The organism is Persicobacter diffluens (assembly GCF_036244895.1).
Lineage (GTDB): Bacteria > Bacteroidota > Bacteroidia > Cytophagales > Cyclobacteriaceae > Persicobacter > Persicobacter diffluens.
On record NZ_BQKE01000001.1, the window covers coordinates 1003528 to 1022053 of the forward strand.

The following is an 18526-nucleotide window of genomic DNA, read 5'->3' on the forward strand; positions in this document are numbered from 1 at the left end:
AATGATTAGGTTCTAACTACTGGGAGGTAGTGAAGAACTTTCATCAGTCTTATTACGCTTTTGTTCTTTCACTTCCTCATCAAGATCGAACATCTTTGCCTTGAGTCTCGTGATTTCCTTTTCCTGAAGCTTAATGCGGCTATTTTTCTTACGGAAATTCCATATGACATTTCCCACTGAAAAAAGGTAAATGGCGAATATAATCACCATGACGATACCAATCCAGTCAAAGTATTCCAGTATGTGCAAAGCGTAATTTTCGGCATTCAGCCCGAAAAATAACATCATGCACATGATGAAGAAAAATAATACGTGTAGTGATGTTGAGAGACCTTTCATTCAAACAAAGATGATAAATCTTTTAGGAAGTAAACTTAGAAATGTAATATTTGATTCTTTAAATACGGCCATTTCCTTACCTGTATGGAAAAATATAAAAATGTAATGGATATTCCATCATTTTTTTGGGAAAGAGCACATATTTTATGTGCTCTGCAGGGCTTGTAATTTTTTGTACAGCCCATTCATGGCCACCAAATCATCATGTTTTCCCTGTTCCACTAATCGCCCATCCTGAATAACTAAAATCTGGTCAGCATGCTGAATGGTACTCAGGCGGTGCGCAATGACAAAGGCAGTTCTGTTCTGCATCAGCTTGTTAAGTGCGTCCTGAACCAGCTTTTCGGATTCGGTATCCAGGGCTGAGGTAGCTTCATCCAAAATTAAAATGTCCGGGTTTTTCAAAATAGCTCTGGCGATACTGATGCGCTGGCGTTGTCCGCCAGAAAGTTTTGAACCTCTTTCTCCAATGATGGTATCGTAACCCTCTTCCTGATTAGTGATGAAATCATGTGCATTAGCGATTTTGGCTGCCTCCGTAACGGCTTCGCGGCTGCTATTGGGCATGCCAAAGGCGATATTATTGTGAATCGTATCGTTAAAAAGCACAGACTCCTGAGATACAATTCCCATATCCGCTCTGAGGCTCTCAATGGTCGTTTCTTTGATGTCCTGATCATCAATGGTGATTTTTCCTTCCTGAATATCAAAAAATCGGGGAAGCAAGTCTGCCAGGGTAGATTTTCCGCCACCGGAAGGCCCAACTAAAGCCACCGTGCTTCCTTTCGGAATTTCAAAGGAAACATCCTTGATGGTTTGTTCTTCATTATCATCATAGGTGAATCCTACGTTTTGAAATTTGATGGATTTTTCAAAACCCTTTAACGGTTGAGCGTTAGGGGCATTTTGGATTTCTGGTTTTAAGTCGATCAATTCAAATACACGCTCTGCAGCAACTAAACCCTTGTGAATATTGGAAAAGGAATTAGACATGGCCTTGGCCGGAGATAGTACCTGAGAGAAAATGATCATGAAGGAAATGAAAATACTCCCTGAAAGCTCCGGGTTTTCTGTCAGGATCATAGAAGACCCAAAGAATAATAGGCCGATGATTACAAAAATTCCCAGGAATTCAGATAGCGGACTTGCTGCCTGGTTTTTTCGGGCATAGGAGTTGGTCAGTTTGCGGAATCGGTTGATTTCTTCTTCGAATCGACCAATGACAAAACCCTCTGCACTGAATGCTTTAATAATCCGAATACCACCTAATGACTCATCCAGTCGGCTCATAATGCTTGCAAAAGACTGGGCGTGCTTTTTGGAGACCCCTTTTAATCTTTTGGCTAAGCCGGCAATCACCCCGCCGGAAAGTGGCAAAACCAAAAGGGCCACCAGCGTAAGCTTAGCAGACATATTAAACAGCAAGACAAAGTACATGATGATGATCAATGGCTCTTTCAATACTACCGTCCAGGTCTGAACCACAGAGTTTTCTACCTCCGAAACATCAGAAGTAATTCTGGCGATAATGTCACCTTTGGGGTGTTTGTTAAAAAAGCCTAAGTGAAGCTTATTAATTTTATCAAAAGTGATTTTGCGCAGGTTATAAATCACCCTGGAGCGTACCGAAATCAAAATTAATTGAGAAAGGTAGCGGAATAAGTTCGATAAGAAATTCGATACCAATAATACTCCACAGACATATTGTAATGCTCCCGCAGGACCGTAGTCGTTGATGTACTGCGTAAAATAGTAATTGAATAAGCCAATGAAATAGTCTTTGGAAAGCGCAAATTCCGGTAAGACCGTTACTGCATTTGCTTTGGCACCTTCCGCATCAAATAGTAAGTTTAATACCGGGATTAAAAGCGTAAAATTAACCAGGCTAAAAATGGTGGTCAATAAAGTCAGGGTGATATATATAGGGACCTTAACGCCAACAGGTCTGGCGAATTTTAAAATTCTAAGGTATTTTTTCATTAAAAGATTGCCTAAAGGCATTTATTAAAACAGTGCACAAATTAGGGCAATTCTCCGCAGTTTTAAAAACAATCCAACTGCAATTAGGTGAATTAGGGCTCGCAGTATTGGTTGAGATAGTTGTTGGCCTTTTCCGGACTGAAATCCAATGCCTGGCGGAAATCGTAGCAAGCCTCCTGTAAGTGATTGAGTTCTATATGTGCCATGCCTCTTTCGATATAGGTAAGACCGTATAGGTTTTTTACCCGGAATAGCCGGTCCCGGTCATCTTTGGGATCCAATTTTTTCATTTCTTTTTCAAAACGATCCAGGGCCGTGGTAAACAGCTCAATGGCTTTGAAGTAATTTTCCTTATTATGAAAAGCCAACCCCAGATATCGCCAGGTTTGTCCGGTTTCATCTTTATACTTAATAGCAGCATTAAAATCCTTAACGGCCAGATCGTAATTTCCTTTTTTCATGAAGAGCATTCCTCTTTCAAAAAGCTGCTTTTCATCGTATTCTCCCCAGCTAATGGATCGGGTAAGGTCATTCAGGGCCAGATCATCCTGATTGGATTTCAGGTAATAATTCCTCCGGATATTATAGAGTTCATTGTCCCTTGGGGAAAGGGCAATGGCTTTGTTAATGTCAATAATGGCAGCCCCCAAATCCGGTTCGCCTAGTCTTAAATCAATGGTGGTGGCGTATAAATAGGCCCGGCGTTTATAGAAGTCAGAATTGTTGGGATTGATATTGATGGCTTTGTTCAGGGAGGCAATCGCCTCGGTCTTGGGCTTTCGTTGCAGAAAGTTGATGTAACCTTTTTCGGCAAAACCATCGGCATAATTGGGATTTAATCGAATCACCTGATTGATATCTTTTTCGGCAGAAACCAGATCTTTTCTTTTCCGGTGTAAAATGGCCCGCTGATATAAATAGCTAAAAGATTGAGGCGTATTAGGACCAATCTGATCAATGATATAGGTATAATCTTTTATTCCCGCGGAGTATTTCGCCTTGGCATCATGAATTTGCGCTCGCAAAAGGAAGGCATTTAAAAAGCTGCTGTCTCCTTCAATGGCCTGATTGATATACTCCAAAGCAGCAGTGTAATCCTGGATATCGTATTTGCCTTTCGCCAATGTGAAGTACTGGCGGGCATCTATTTGCGCAATAGAACAGGTGGCAAATATCCAAAGACAACATAGCGTGCTCAGCAGTTTTTTGATCATTGTATGGGAATAGTATGATTAAAAATAATGTTGTAAAAATACAATAAATAATAATAAAACCGAGTTTTTGCGTGATTCGACTTTGATTTTTACGTTAAGTCGGGTTTTTCATACTTAAGCCAGATTATTCATGCTTAAATCCTCGTTTAGCTGAATCCAAGAAAGCAGTTAAAGGAGGAGAAAGCAACCTGCCAAGTTGGGATTAAATAAAAATCAGTAAAGCCAAAATTAACAAGCTGAAATAAAACTCCTTATGGTATCTAGCTGCATTTAGTGGGGAATAATTCCGCTTGAATTTTTGCTCCTGGACTTTAGCATTATTAACGAAGCGTAAAAAAAAAGGTGAACCCTGCGGGCTCACCTAAGATCATTTATTTGATTAGTTCCTCTGGTTTATCCGATGGGTGTTGCCCGGGAAATTCATTATCGAAGTCATTCCAGTAATCATTAATGGTGGTTTTCATTTCCTTGTGCAGCGTCAGTATGCCGAAGAGGTTCGGCAAGGTCATCAGTGCAATGGCGATGCCCGAGAATGTCCAGATAATGGTGGTGTCGGTGAAAGAGGCAATGAAAAAAGAGACGACATACACCACCCGGAACCAGATGACTGATCTGCTGCCGAAAAGGAAGGTCATGGCCCGGTCTCCGTAATAGGACCAGGAGATGGCCGTGGAAAAGGCAAAAAGGAGTAGCCCAATGGTGACGATATATTTTCCTTTCTCCCCCAAAAAGCTTTTCGTGAAAGCTATGGCGGTTAGAGGAGAGGAGTGCAGCAGTGATTTTCCCTTAAAAATGATGCTTGCTTGACTGTCCCATTTGCCCTTGGTAAAGCGCAGGCTTCCATTATAGGGCATGGTGCCCTTTTCGGTTTTGGTGAATATTTGGATGTCCTCCGCCCAGGACCGGTTATGAAAGACCGTTACATTATTTTGTATTTGCCCGTCAACCACCTGCATCTCACCACTAAAGGTGGGCAGGCTTTTGTCCCCACTGAAGTATTTGGCCACTGCGGTTCTATCTGCCTGATTGTTTTCATTGAAATGGTCCTTGAGCACGACCATATCAGAGTTTTGGAAAACGTTTTCATGCTTTTCCTTCCAAACACCTGAGGAAAGTAATACTAAGCCGGTTAAAGAACAAATGACGATGGTATCAATAAAGGGTTCCAAAATCGCTACCATTCCCTCTGATACCGGTTCGTGTGCTTTCGCAGAGGCATGGGCAATAGGTGCTGATCCCTGACCGGCTTCATTGGAAAATAAGCCTCGACCGACTCCTTTGGTAAAAGCAAAGGAAATCGCAGCGCCTAAAAATCCTCCCGATGCGGCGGATCCGGTGAAAACATCCTGAAATACCGCTGATAAGGAAGGTAAAATATTTTCATAATTATAAATGATGACCAATAAGGCTCCAGCAAGGTAAATAAGCGCCATAGCAGGCACTAGTCTTGAGGTGACCGCCGCGATTCTCTTAATTCCTCCGATGATGACGCCTGCCAAAAGCACGGCCAATACCGCTCCGGTGATCCAGTGAGGAATGCTGAAAGTGGAGAACATGGCGTTGGAGATGGAGTTAATCTGGGGCAATGAACCCGTCCCGAAAGAAGAAATTACCGTAAAAATGGCAAATGCGGCTGCCAGCTTAGGCATTTTCAGGCGGTTTTTCATAAAATACATCGGTCCGCCGGCCATGGTGCCATCCGCTGTTTTTTCCCGGTATTTGTGGGAAAGGGTAACTTCCACAAATTTGGTGGTCATGCCGAAAAAGGCGGTGACGACCATCCAAAAGATGGCGGCAGGACCTCCCAGGTGTACCGCTAGTGCTACGCCGGCTATATTTCCGGTTCCAACGGTGCCACTTAAAGCAGTGGATAATGCCTGAAAATGAGAGGTATCTCCCTCATCGGTGTCTTTATCGTATTTGCCTGAAAGAATTTTCAGAGCATGTCCGAAATACTTGATTTGGGGAAAACCGAGATAGATGGTGAAGAACAAACCCGTTCCTAAAAGGGCGAAGACAAACCACATCGACCCGCCAATATAGCTGTCGATGGTGGCTAGAAAGTTGTTAAGTGATTGAATCATTTGGTATTAGTCAATGAAAATTGGGTTTATAGCACCCCTTGGTTAAGATTTTGGTGATAGGGGAAGATTAAAAGAAAAGACAATATTATGAAAAATTGCCTTAAACTTAATTTTTGATACCGTTTTTCTTGATTTGAGAAATTTTATTTTGTGAATTTTCAAAGGGATTAGAGATGATATTTTGGGATACTTCTTATCCCTTTTAACACCGCGAAAAGAATTTGGAATACGGGCGCATATAGCGCTGAGACCATTAATTTTCCTTTTTTTTCGGCGAATAATAATTACATTTGTTCAGCTGTTAATCAGCTTAAAACCGTAGAACACAACCCAAATTTTTTAATATGGAGTTAAAAAAAGTAGCGCTTAACGATTTGCATGAAGAATTAGGTGCAAAGATGGTTCCTTTTGCAGGCTATAATATGCCTGTTCGGTATACCTCAGATATTGAAGAGCATAAAACCGTAAGGGAAGGCGTCGGGGTCTTTGATGTATCCCATATGGGAGAATTCATGTTGAGAGGTCCAAAAGCTTTGGATTTGATTCAGCGCGTGACCTCCAATGATGCTTCAAAGCTATTTGATGGCAAGGCGCAGTATTCCTGCTTACCGAATAAGGATGGTGGAATTGTAGATGATTTACTGGTTTACCGCATTTCGGAGCAAGAATACCTTTTGGTAGTGAATGCTTCCAATATTGAAAAAGACTGGAACTGGATTTCCTCTTTCAATACTGAAGGCGTAGAGATGGAGAATATTTCAGACAGCATGTCTTTGTTTGCCGTTCAGGGGCCGAAGGCAGAGGAAGTATGCCAAAAACTGACGGATGTAAAGCTTTCAGAAATGGGGTATTACACCTTCACTATGGGGCGCATTGGAGATGTGGATGATGTGCTGATTTCTGCTACGGGCTATACCGGTGCCGGTGGATTCGAGCTTTATGTCATGAATGAAGATGCAGAGGAAGTTTGGGAGGCTTTATTTGAAGCCGGAGCAGAATTTGACATTAAGCCCATTGGTTTGGGTGCGCGGGATACCCTGCGTCTGGAGAAAGGATTCTGTTTGTATGGAAATGACATCGACGATACCACCTCTCCTCTGGAAGCTGGTTTGGGTTGGATCACTAAATTCACCAAAGACTTTACCAATGCCGAGGCCCTGAAAGCACAGAAAGAAGCGGGTGTTACGAAGCGATTGGTGGGCTTTATTATGGAAGAAAAAGGAATTCCACGTCATGATTATCCTATTTTCGATGCGGAGGACAATGAAATTGGTCGTGTGACTTCCGGATCTATTTCTCCTATGTTGGAAAAGGGAATCGGGCTGGGATATGTGGAGAAAGCATTTTCAAAAGCGGGTTCTGAAATTTTCATCGGGGTGAGAAAGAGAAGACTAAAAGCGGTGGTGGAAAAGCTGCCTTTATACAAGGACTAAAATAAAAAAGCAGTTTGAGGATTTTCAAACTGCTTTTTTTTGATTGAATATTATTAAAGAATAATCTGCGGAGCAAAAAACAAAACGATAAGCGGAAGGATAGCCACAAATAAGGCGATGCGGTAGGCCCATTGCAATCGGTTTTCAATGACGACCTCTCGTCTTCGGTAGAAATGGTAATCTTCCTCTCCCTCTTCCTGAAAATAGAAATGATAGGGAAGACGAATATAATAGAACAAAGCGATAACGGTATTCAAAACGCCAAATACCAATAAAAGCAGGTAGATGGTGGTTGAAGTAGTCTCGTATTGTTCCCATAACGCCAGAAAGACCATCAGTTTGGCATTAAAGCCGGCAGTAGGAGGGAGTCCGGTCAGGGATATCATAACGATCACCAATCCGATTCCCCATAGGGCATGTTTCTTACCCATGCCATTAAAGTCTTCATAAGTGATGGCCTTCTTACCGGTTTCAAAGTATTGCACCAGCCCAAAAGCGGCCATATTCATGATCCCGTAAATAACAGCATAAAACAGACCGGCATCCCAGGCCGATTTTGCCGGAACGATGATGCAGGCGATCAGAAATCCTGCATGGGATACCGAGGAATATGCCAGCATTTTTTTGACCTCCTTTTGTCCCAGGGCCAGTAAATTTCCGGCCGTCATCGAAACCAGGGCGATAAAGCCTAAAGCCACAATAATGGCCTGTTTTGCTTCTGCAGAAAGTGGGGGCAAGAGCTGCATGATTCCCATAAAGCAGAAAAAGGCGGCAATTTTTGGTAATGTGGCAAATAGTGCGGCGATAGGGGTTGGCGCATTTTGGTATACATCTTCCACCCAGGGATGAAGCGGTACCGCGGTGAGCTTGAATAAAAGTCCAATTACGGCCAGAAAAGCGGCAAAAGCCAAAATGCTAACCGGTGCCGTTGATAAATTCGTCCAGAAGGAACCGTCTGTCAGGGATAAAGTGCCGGTCAGGCCATAAAGAATGGACATGCCGTAGACCGTTAATGCAGAGGCGATTGCGCCGAATAGTAAGTATTTTAGGGCGGCCTTGTTTCCTTTTTTATTAAAGCTAAAGGCAGTTAGCCCGTAAGCGGATAAAGAAAGAAGCTCTACCGCCAGATAAATCATTAATAAGTTATCTGACATCACCAGCGCTGAACCTCCCAAAAGGATGGCGGCTTTTAACAACCAATATTCCATTCTTTCTTCATTTTTAAGCTGTACTTCTACGGCACTTAAATGAAGGGAAAATAAATACAGACCGCCCAATAAAAGCTGCCCGGCAATGCGGTAGTTGTCCAGGCTGATCATGCCCAGAAAACCATTATCCCACTGCCCGTTCCACTGGTTGATTTTTAAGAGGATATAACCGATACCGAAAATCCAGCTCAGGGATTTTCCGACCATAGCCGGCTTTTTCCATGGAATAATGCAGGCAATGGTCAGTAGCAAAATCAATGCTGCCACCATAGCCTCCGGCAAAACCATGGGAAGGGACTGGATGATATTTTTTAAAATTGAAATATCCATAGGAAAAGGCTTAGGCTCCCATTACCAATTTGATCCAGGCGCCCACGCTGCCGTTAATTAAATCAAGTAATAAAGCTGGGAAAAGTCCATAAAGAATGGTCCCGATCACTAAAGGAATCATAACCACATATTCTTTGGAGGTCATATCGACCATGGCTGATTCCCATTCCGGCTGACGTACAAAGTATTTTCCAAAGAACATTCTTTGAAGTGTCCATAAATAATAGGCAGCCCCCAACAGTAAGCCTAGTAAGGAAACAATGGCCATCCATCTTGGCAATAAGCCATTGATGCCCGAAGAGGAGAATGCGCCCAGGAAGACGAATACCTCAGCAATAAAGCCGCTGAAAGCAGGCAGTCCCAAAGAAGCAAAGAAAGCAATAATCACAATGGTAGTGAACTTTGGAAGCTTTTTGGCCAGCCCACTGTAATTTTCAATTCTCCGGTCATGGGTACGGTCATAAATGAATCCGGCGATCAGGAAGAGTAAGGCAGAAATTAATCCGTGGCTAAACATTTGATAGATCGCACCACTTACCCCTTCTGCTGTACCGGAGGCCAAGCCCAATAGTACAAAACCCATATGGGAAATGGATGAATAGGCAATTAGCTGTTTCAGGTCTTTTTGAGCCAAGGCATTCATGGCGCCATAAATGATGGATAGCATGCCGATAAATCCTACTACCCATGCCCAATGATGGCCCGCATCAGGGAATATGGCGTATGCCGTTCTAAGCAGTCCGTAACCTCCTATTTTCAATAAGATGCCGGCCAATACGACCGATACCGGTGTAGGCGCTTCTACGTGGGCATCCGGCAACCAGGTGTGAAAAGGCACCATGGGCAGTTTAATTCCAAAGCCTATAAATAATAATAGGAATGCCCAAAATCTGAAGTTCATGCCTAATAATTGTCCTTCATAAAGGCTGCTGAAAATGGAATCGGGAATGAAATTTTGCGCATCCATCATATGCACCATATTGAAGGTGCGTACGATTTTGTCCGCTGGAATCAATTGGTTGGCTAAAGCATCCTGTACTTTCAGAATTATGGACGGATCTACTGCGCGAAAGTCCTGAGCCCAACCCATTGCAACGGCTGTCATCTGAGGGTCAATCACAGAGCTGTATAGTCCGATCATGACCAATAAAATTAATACCGAGCCCAGCAGGGTATATAAGAAAAATTTGATTGCAGCATATTCCCGGCGTGGTCCGCCCCAGATTCCGATCAGGAAATACATCGGAAGCAGCATGAATTCAAAGAATACATAGAAAAGGAAGAAGTCCAGGGAAACAAAACAGCCCATAATTGTACCGCTTAATAGCAGCATCAGGGCGTAGTACCCTTTGGTTTGTGTGGTAATTCCCCAGCTTCCGTAAACGGCCAACAGCATGACCAGGGCAGAGAGGAGCACCAGGCTAATATTGAGTCCGTCAATACCGACGAAGTATTGAATGGAAAGCTGCCCTAAGCTTCCTAGTTGCATATGGATCCAGTCCAGTTGCTGAACGAACTGGTAACCTTCAATAGCGTTTACGCCTACCGGAGCACCCTCCCCACTGAGGTAATTTCCTAAAAGGATTAGGGCTAAAACAAACTGCGCGCCCACACCACCAATGGCGATTGGACGATACCAGTGATTTAAGCTGGAAGGTAGAAATAATAAAATTCCCGCCAGAAGGAGCGGGAGAAATATCATGATGCTGATAAGTTGTTCTATCATAGAGGTTGATCAATCCCGATTTTGATTGTTGAAACACAAATAACAAGGCGAAATTACGGGACTGCATTGAAAAATACTATTAATCCAAAAATTTCCTTGGGGCTTAAGTCGTTCATTGAACAAAAACAAAATTTCTTGTTGTTATTCAAATAAATTCCAAATTAACCACGGTTATTCCTGCTTAAACTCTTCTTGAGCTGGCAAGCTGGAAAATCGAAGGAGCTTTTCCTATTTCGAGTTTTTTCCAAGGAAGCAGATGAATGGGGAGTAAGCAATCTTGCCCAAATTTGGGCGATTAAAAAATCAGAAACACCGAATCACGAATAAAGGACAATTCCATTAGATCGATCTACTTACTTATTCAGGCGGTGAATAATTTAGCTAAAGAATAGCGTCGGGTTATTCCTGTTCCACCAGGGCGTTTTCGCTTACCTTTGGTAGGCTGAAACTAAAGGTGGTGCCTTCTCCTTCCACAGATTCAAACCAAATGGTGCCCTCATTTTTCTCTACAAATTCTTTACAAAGCAATAAGCCCAGGCCGGTTCCTTTTTCATTGGAAGTGCCCATGGTGGAGTGCTTTTCTCCCACTTTGAATAATTTGTCCTGTGCGTTTTTATGTATTCCCACCCCATTATCCTGTACTGAGATAATGACTTTATCCTGCTTTTCCTGTACCAGAATTTTAACTTTTCCCCCACTTTCAGTGAACTTGAGCGCATTGGAAGTCAGGTTTCGGATTACGGTGTCAATACATTTAACGTCAGCAAAAACCTGATATTGTCCAAATACCTCTTTTTCCAATTGAATGTTTTTATTCGCTGCTTGTTGGTGCAGGAGTTCAATGTTTTTTTCAATTAAAGAATTTAGTTCGAAGGATTCTGCTTTTATTTCCAAAGCACCAGTCTGGGAGCGTGCCCAGATTAATAAATTTTCCAATAGACCAAAGAGGTTTTTCAGCGAGCCATCCAGATCAGTGGCCAGCATCTTGATTTCCTCTGTGCTCATGTGTTCGGTATGGTTCATGAGCAGGTTGGAGAAGGAACGCAGGCTGTTTAAAGGTCCTTTCACATCATGCGAAATAATGGAAAAGAATTTATCCTTCGTATGATTCAGGGCTTCCAGCTCTTCGTTTTTTTGTTTAATCTGATGATTGGCCAGGGAGATTTTTCTTCTGTTTCGGATAATCAGGGTGATAATCAGCCCTAGTATCAGGATGATTGCCCCAAGGAAAACCATATAAATTTGCTGTTCCTTGTTTTCTGCTTCATGCTCCCGCTGGGCAGATTTTAACTCTTCTTCCTTTTCCTGGAACTTAATTTTGGATTCCAACTCGGCAATCCGGCTATTGGAGGATTCCGCGATAATTAATTCGTCTAACTGTCTTTGGTTATCCAGAGATTCCTTCGCTTTTTCATAATCCTGAAGGCTACTGTATATAATGGTCAGCTGTTGATAGCCCTTCTGCATGGTGTGTTTCATGCTTTTTTTCCAGGCAATTTTCAAAGACTCCCGCACCAGTTTAATGGCTTGGTTGTTTTTGTTAAGGTCTTTTTTCCCCTGATCAGATTTGGCCAATGCCATGCCGGAAAGTAAAAGGTTTTGCGCCAAAGCCAGGCTGTCACCAGTATGTCTTTCTAATTTTCTGGCCTTGGTCAGATAACTCAGGGCCATTTCAAATTCGTTTTTCAGGATGAAAACTTCTCCTAGGGCCTGGTGACTTTCATAGATGCCTTTTGGATAGGATAATTCCTGAAAATTGCGAAGGCTCTCTTTCAGTAAAAACTCGGCTTTGTTCAGATTATTCATCTGTCGGTAAGCTTTGCCGGCAACTAACTGATATTCTGCCTCCAGATTTTGGTTTTTTAGTTTGAAGGTTAGTGCTTTTGCGGAATCAAGATTCAGCTCTATTTTATCTTTGTCTTTGGTTTTTTCAGCGAGTTGCGCCTGATCCAAATATAGCAGTAGAATCTCTTTTTGTAAACTCCATTTGCGGGCCATTTGCATGGCTTCCGAATAGCATTCCTCCGCTTTTTTGTAGTCCCCTAATTCACTGTTGATGATAGCCTGCACTTTTTTAGTCTTAATAAGTCCAACCTGATCATTCGCGGCTTTATTAAATTTTAAGGCTTCCAGGCAAAAGTGCATCGGATTCAGGAAGTCTACTTCTCCCTGGTAATCATCTCCCAGGAACTGAATTTCCTTATCATCGTTTTTTAAAAAAAGAAATCCCCCAAAGTCCCGGTAAAACAGGGCCTCTCCCATATAGGGCAGTGCACGGCCAATAAGCAAATTGTTCTCCAAGGCAGTAGCTTTCACCCAGGCATTTTCAGCAAGCTTGTAAGCTTCATGTGGATTGCCGTTCATTTTCTTCTCAGCTTCTTCCAAAAGTAGCAGTACTTCCTCTTCGGCAGAAAGGGGCGTGTCATTATTGGCCTGACTTTGGGAAAGGCTGAAAAGTAGAAAAATAGTAAAAAGAGTTCTGAAGTATCCTGACATCAGTGGTAATAAAAGTGTATTTGCTAGGGTGAAAATTGATAGCCAATTTAGGTCTTTTTGAGTAATTTTGGGGAGGAAAACCTATTTTTTTAAGATTAATCCAATAATTCTTGTGGCAGATTATAGTTTTTATTCCTGCTTTTCAGGGGCTCATGGTTTTGAAGCTAAGAAAAAAAAATACTATCTTTGAGATCAGGAGCGTACAACATGGTACGTCATTTATCCGGTAGATATTAATCTAATACCCGAAATCATCCGTTTAAAGTACCAATGTTTTTAGCAACGATCCTCCCAAGGGGTCGTTATTCTTTTTTTAATCATTTAGGTAAATTATATCATGAGTAATATATCATACTATACCGAGGAAGGCTTACAGAAATTAAGAGACGAGTTGAGAGACCTTAAATTACGTGGTCGTGCAGATATTGCACAACAAATCGCAGAGGCGCGTGATAAAGGTGATTTGAGTGAGAATGCGGAGTATGATGCAGCAAAAGATGCTCAGGGCCATTTGGAGGCCAAAATTGCTCAATTGGAAAACGTGGTGGCGAATGCCCGCGTGATTCGTCAGTCCGACATTGATATTTCCAAAGTTTCTATTCTTTCTACGGTGAAAATCAAGAATATGAAAAACGGAATGGAAGTAAAATATACCTTGGTTTCTGAGGAAGAAGCAAACCTGAAGCAAGGGAAGATTTCTGTGAAGTCGCCGATCGGAAAAGGTTTGATGGGCAAGAAGGTTGGAGAGATTGCAGAAGTTACCGCTCCGGCAGGTAAAATTGAATTTGAAGTTTTGGATATTAGCATGTAATTTCCCTGAGGAAATCAATCCATCAAAATCATGGCGAGTATATTCACCAAAATCATCAATCGAGAGATCCCCGGTCAAATAGTAGCGGAGGATGATCACCATATTGCCTTCCTGGACATTAACCCATTAGTGGAAGGTCATACTTTAATTGTCCCTAAAAAAGAGGTCGACTATATCTTTGATTTATCGGATGAAGAGTATGTCGCATTGCAACTTTTTGCGAAAAAAGTTGCTGCTGGAATAAAAGCAGCAATCCCTTGTTTGAGAATTGGGGTGGCGGTCATTGGATTAGAGGTTCCACATACGCACATTCACCTGGTGCCGCTGAATGATATGGATGACATTAATTTTAGTCGTCCGAAATTGAACCCATCGGCGGAAGAATTGAGTCAGACCAAAGAAAAGATTGCCGAGCAGCTTTAAGCCCGTCTTCTTTTTGGAGTTGAAAAATATTGGAAGAGTCATCCTTTTTAGGGTGACTTTTTTTATTGCCCTGAAGCGATTAAAACAGATAAATGCTGAGCAAAAACCATCCTGTTTCCCTCAGTGGATTTTTTAGGTTGTTGCACTTAAAGGTTTTGTTGTGTTAAAAATTGAAGAAAATAGCTTAAATATAGGGATTGTTGCGCCAGGTATTTGGATCTGATTAAAAACAACTTCAAATTCGCACCATCCTAAGTAAAAGGTTTGAAAAATACGATTAAACATATCGCCCCATTAGTGCCAACTCAAGGCCAATACCGACGACGCTGCCTAGCGTTGAACGGGCGACGTATTATGCGCCGACGATAAAATCGGTGCGCCTCCGCCTTTAACCAGTCCTTTGCTGGTTCCTATTAACAGGATTATTTTACCCTTTATTATATTTATTGATGAAAACTGTACAGTTGAACGTACTGAATAGTACGATCATCAGAGGTACGATCTTACTTCTGATGCTTTGTGGAAATGTGAGATGTTGGGCACCGGTTTATGCGCAATCAGCACAAATGATCAGTGGTCATGTTGTTGATGAAAATGGACAAGAAATGCCTGGAGTTACCGTGATGATTAGCGGCACTACTCAAGGTACGATTACCAACCTCGACGGTGGTTTTGAATTAACTACTGCGCTCCCTACTAATCTACACTTTTCTTATGTGGGCTATGCTGATCATGATCTGACAGTGAGTTCCGCAGACCAATCTTTACAAATTCAGTTAGATCCTACTGATGTAAAGTTAAATGATGTCGTCATTCTGGGATCCAGAAATGCCAACAGAGCACTTACCGAAACGCCCGTTCCGGTAGACATCATCGCCCTTGACGAAGTAACCAATTCCACAGGGCAAATGGATTTATCACAATTATTACAATTTGCTGTTCCTTCCTTCAACTCCAACCGTCAGGCGGGTTCTGATGGAAGTGACCACATTGATGCCGCTACTTTGAGAGGCATGGGCCCTGATCAGGTGTTGATTTTGGTGAATGGCAAAAGAAGACATACTTCCTCCTATGTCAACCTATTGGGAACCAGAGGTAGAGGTGCGGTTGCGACTGACCTGAATACCATTCCGGTATCCTCTATTGAAAGAATTGAAGTGCTTCGTGATGGTGCTGCGGCACAGTATGGCTCAGATGCTATTGCCGGAGTCATTAACATTGTATTGAAAAAACAAACCGGAGCAGGTAGCTTGAATGCCGGGACAGGAATCACCCAGGAAGGGGATGGCGAGAACCTGATGGTCTCCGGAAATTATGGCTGGAAAGCCGGAAAAGACGGTTTTGTAAACGCCTCGGTAGAAATTAACAAAAGAGGCATGACCGACAGAGCACCTGAAGGGGAGATGCGGGTGATCGGTGATGCGGATGTTTTGAACATCGGAACCATGTTGAATGCCGAATTTGGGGTAAGTGAGAAAACAAGCATTTACGCTTTCGGTGGATTTAATTATAGAGATGCGCTTTCTGGTGCTTGGGGAAGAGAAGCGAATGATCCTGAAAGAAATATTCAGGAAATTTACCCGAATGGTTTTGTGCCTTATTTGGCTTCAGAAGTAATCGATAACTCGCTGGCTTTTGGTGTAAATTCTGAATGGAAAGGCTGGAAGATCGACCTGGGAAATGCCTTCGGATACAACCAATCTTCTTTTGACATCACCAAGACTTTGAATGCCTCTTTGGGCCCTGATTCTCCTACTTCTTTTTATGCAGGTAAATTCCAGTATGCCTCCAATACTACTAACCTGGATCTTACTAAATTCTATCCTTCGGTAATGGAAGGTTTGAATATTGCTTTTGGTTCTGCTTTCAGAGTGGAGAATTATCAGATTCACCAGGGAGAAGAGGCCAGCTGGAAAAATTACGGTTATGTGGACAGCGAAGGCAATGTGAAGGCTGGTGGTGCGCAAGGATATCCTGGTTTTAGACCGGAGAATGAAGTAAATGAGAGCAGAAATAACATCGGTGGATATGTGGATGTTGAACTGGACCTAACGGAGAAATTCATGATCGGTACGGCAGTTAGAGCCGAGCATTATTCTGATTTTGGCTCCACGGTGACCGGTAAAATTGTATCCAGATACAGCCCGGTAGAAATGTTGTCGATCAGAGGTGCGGTAAGTACCGGTTTCAGAGCGCCATCTTTACAGCAAGCTTATTATAACTCTACTTATACGGACTTCGTGGGTGGCGTAGCACAGGATGTGGTATTGGCCAGAAACGATTCTGAAGTGGCGAAAGCTTTGGGTATTCCGGAATTGAAAGAAGAGCAATCTCAGAACTACTCTTTGGGAATGACCTTGACGCCAGTGGATGGTTTGACCATTACTTTAGATGGCTACCAGATCAATGTTTATGACAGAGTAGTAGTAACCGGCTATTTTGATTCAGAAGATCCGGATGTAGGGCATATTTTGCAGGAGCAAGGCGTGGATCAGGTCGCTTTCTTTACCAATGCGGTAGATACGAAGACTTATGGTTTTGACTTTGTAACGACTTACACCACCAATATCGGTCAGGATAAACTGACGGCGAGTCTGGCAGTTAACCACAACGTAACGGAGGTAACGGCGGTGCATACTTCCGATCAGTTGGCGGGTAAAGAAGATATTTACTTTGGTGAGCGGGAAAGACTATTCTATGAAGGTTCAGCGCCTAAATGGAAAGGTAATGTGATGTTGAATTATCAGCATAATAAGTGGTCGGCGATGATCAGAGCCAACTATTTTGGTCAGGTAACCTTAGGAACCTGGACGGGTGATGGAATGGTTGCGGTTTATGATCCTAAAACCACTACGGATGTATCTTTTAGCTATCATCCGACAGATAAGTGGAACTTTACGCTGGGCGGATCAAACATTTTCAATGTGTATCCGGACAAGCAGGATCCTTATGAGACTGATAACGGTGGTTATTGGGATCCGGTGCAGATGGGCTTCAATGGGGCTTATTGGTACTCTAAAGTTTCTTTTAATTTCTAGTATTCCAATTAAATCTGGATATTCGTTCAAGCCTCGGCCTTTTGGGTCGGGGCTTTTTTAGTTTAAAGAAGAAGGGAGATGTGGGGAAGACAGGCCACGAAATAGGCGGAGGAATGAGAGTTGGATTGGGGATGAATTTTAGCCACAGATTTCACAAATTTTCACTGATTAATGCATTGAGGTAGTTTTCAATTAACCGGTTTAGGTTAACGAGGAAGTACGCTGCGATTTGGGGGAGTTACTAATTAGGAGAATGAAGGAGACTTGGATAAGGGAAGTGAATTTTAGCCACAGATTTCACAAATTTTCACTGATTAATGCATTGAGATGGTTTTCAATTAACCGGTTTAGGTTAATGAGGAAGTACGCTGCGAAGTGGGGGAGTTATTAATTAGGAGAATGATGGAGAATTGGATAAGGGGAGTGATTTTTAGCCACAGATTTCACAAATTTTCACTATTGATTGTTTCGTTGGTTTAGGGCACAGCTCTGAATCGGGATTATTGGTGCAGCGCATTTTAATATCTCAAAAGCAGCATTGATAAGTTTTGGTCGCTACTGTTTTGGCTCGTCAATTTTATTCAAAGCCAGGAATTTTTTGTCTAAAATCTATTTCCAAAATAAGAATGGAATCGGGGGGATTTAGGGTAGTCGATTGTAAAAGTGAACCGCTTCCTTCATTTTTCTTTTTCGAATGGCTTTAATGATAAAAGAGGACAGTCCTACTCCGGCGCCTGCAAAAAGGAGGGGGGAAGGTTGATTGATATTTTGGAGGCCCTCCGCATTGGTTTGGGTAGCGGTATGCATAATGCCCACGGCCACCAAGGCAATGCCGCTATAGAGTAGCCCGTTTTCCGTCCGTTTCAATCGGTTGATTTTTTTAAAATACTCCTGCATGGCCCTTTCATCTGCTAGCGCTTTTTGCAAATTCTCCCAGCTGGCCTTTTGCAGAGGCGCATCCCCTTTTTGAAAATACAGCTGTGTTAAGTTTTGAGGTGCCAAATGTCCGTTTAATGCATTGTGCCCATACAAAAGCTCTTTTTTGCTGTAGAGTTGAATAGCTTGTTTGCCTGCTTTATTAGTCGTCAGAACCTCCTTTTTGGTTTCGTGCTTGGCAAAAAATGGATATTTGGTCCGATAGTGCTGGTCGAAATGAAAATAGCTTTGACCAACGGCATTCAAGCTGATGAAGAAAGTGAACAGGCAAGAGAAAAATAGAAAGGATCTCATCCGAAAAAATGCTTAGGTAGGTGTTAATTGTCTTTTGTGGTGAAAATCTAAAATAAAAATTTGTAAAATAAACAAAACGCAGCGCCTTTCTTTTGTTGTTGGTCGATTTTCTAGAATTCGTACAATTTTAGCGCCTGGTAGAGCGGAGTTTTGCATTGGTTGATTCCTTTCGGGCGTTGGTTGAAATTTTTTTATCTCCTTTTAATTATTGTCG

12 protein-coding genes are annotated in these 18526 nt (G+C 42.4%); 4 read left to right on the plus strand and 8 right to left on the minus strand.

Annotated elements, in window-relative coordinates; genetic code table 11:
- Window positions 1-12 precede the first annotated feature (12 nt).
- From AAA970_RS04260 to AAA970_RS04275, 4 genes are all read right to left on the minus strand, one after another.
- Complete coding sequence (locus AAA970_RS04260) at window positions 13-288, minus strand: hypothetical protein (protein ID WP_338236088.1); 276 nt, start codon at window positions 286-288, stop codon at window positions 13-15.
- A gap of 195 nt (window positions 289-483) precedes the next feature.
- On the minus strand, window positions 484-2319 hold the full coding sequence (locus tag AAA970_RS04265) for an ABC transporter ATP-binding protein (protein ID WP_338236089.1): 1836 nt from the start codon (window positions 2317-2319) through the stop codon (window positions 484-486).
- A gap of 92 nt (window positions 2320-2411) precedes the next feature.
- Window positions 2412-3533 (minus strand): tetratricopeptide repeat protein, encoded by a 1122-nt coding sequence (locus AAA970_RS04270; RefSeq protein ID WP_338236090.1) that lies wholly within the window; start codon window positions 3531-3533, stop codon window positions 2412-2414.
- Window positions 3534-3904: 371 nt separating this feature from the next.
- Window positions 3905-5617 carry an alanine/glycine:cation symporter family protein gene (locus AAA970_RS04275; protein WP_338236091.1) on the minus strand — a complete coding sequence of 571 codons (1713 nt, stop codon included), beginning with the start codon at window positions 5615-5617 and terminating at the stop codon, window positions 3905-3907.
- A 344-nt stretch (window positions 5618-5961) separates the two neighbouring features.
- Between AAA970_RS04275 and gcvT the strand changes: the two genes are divergently transcribed.
- Window positions 5962-7050, plus strand: coding sequence for a glycine cleavage system aminomethyltransferase GcvT (gene gcvT, locus AAA970_RS04280; protein ID WP_053404157.1), 1089 nt, complete (start codon window positions 5962-5964; stop codon window positions 7048-7050).
- 53 nt (window positions 7051-7103) lie between these two features.
- On the opposite strand, the gene AAA970_RS04285 is transcribed toward gcvT, so the two are convergent.
- The 3 genes from AAA970_RS04285 to AAA970_RS04295 all read right to left on the minus strand — a co-directional run bounded on the left by AAA970_RS04285 (window position 7104) and on the right by AAA970_RS04295 (window position 12810).
- Complete coding sequence (locus tag AAA970_RS04285; RefSeq protein ID WP_338236092.1) at window positions 7104-8588, minus strand: NADH-quinone oxidoreductase subunit N; 1485 nt, start codon at window positions 8586-8588, stop codon at window positions 7104-7106.
- A 10-nt stretch (window positions 8589-8598) separates the two neighbouring features.
- Complete coding sequence (locus AAA970_RS04290) at window positions 8599-10314, minus strand: complex I subunit 4 family protein (protein WP_053404159.1); 1716 nt, start codon at window positions 10312-10314, stop codon at window positions 8599-8601.
- A gap of 399 nt (window positions 10315-10713) precedes the next feature.
- Complete coding sequence (locus AAA970_RS04295) at window positions 10714-12810, minus strand: tetratricopeptide repeat-containing sensor histidine kinase (RefSeq protein ID WP_338236093.1); 2097 nt, start codon at window positions 12808-12810, stop codon at window positions 10714-10716.
- 337 nt (window positions 12811-13147) lie between these two features.
- Here AAA970_RS04295 and greA point away from each other — a divergent pair, with 337 nt between their 5' ends.
- The 3 genes from greA (at window position 13148) to AAA970_RS04310 (ending at window position 17082) form a co-directional block, all read left to right on the plus strand.
- On the plus strand, window positions 13148-13621 hold the full coding sequence (greA, locus tag AAA970_RS04300; RefSeq protein WP_053404161.1) for a transcription elongation factor GreA: 474 nt from the start codon (window positions 13148-13150) through the stop codon (window positions 13619-13621).
- Between the two features lie 30 nt (window positions 13622-13651).
- On the plus strand, window positions 13652-14044 hold the full coding sequence (locus tag AAA970_RS04305) for an HIT family protein (protein WP_053404162.1): 393 nt from the start codon (window positions 13652-13654) through the stop codon (window positions 14042-14044).
- Window positions 14045-14493: 449 nt separating this feature from the next.
- A complete protein-coding gene (locus tag AAA970_RS04310; RefSeq protein WP_338236094.1) occupies window positions 14494-17082 on the plus strand; it encodes a TonB-dependent receptor in 2589 nt (862 codons plus the stop codon).
- 642 nt (window positions 17083-17724) lie between these two features.
- On the opposite strand, the gene AAA970_RS04315 is transcribed toward AAA970_RS04310, so the two are convergent.
- Complete coding sequence (locus AAA970_RS04315) at window positions 17725-18312, minus strand: hypothetical protein (RefSeq protein WP_338236095.1); 588 nt, start codon at window positions 18310-18312, stop codon at window positions 17725-17727.
- Between the last annotated feature and the right edge of the window lie 214 nt (window positions 18313-18526).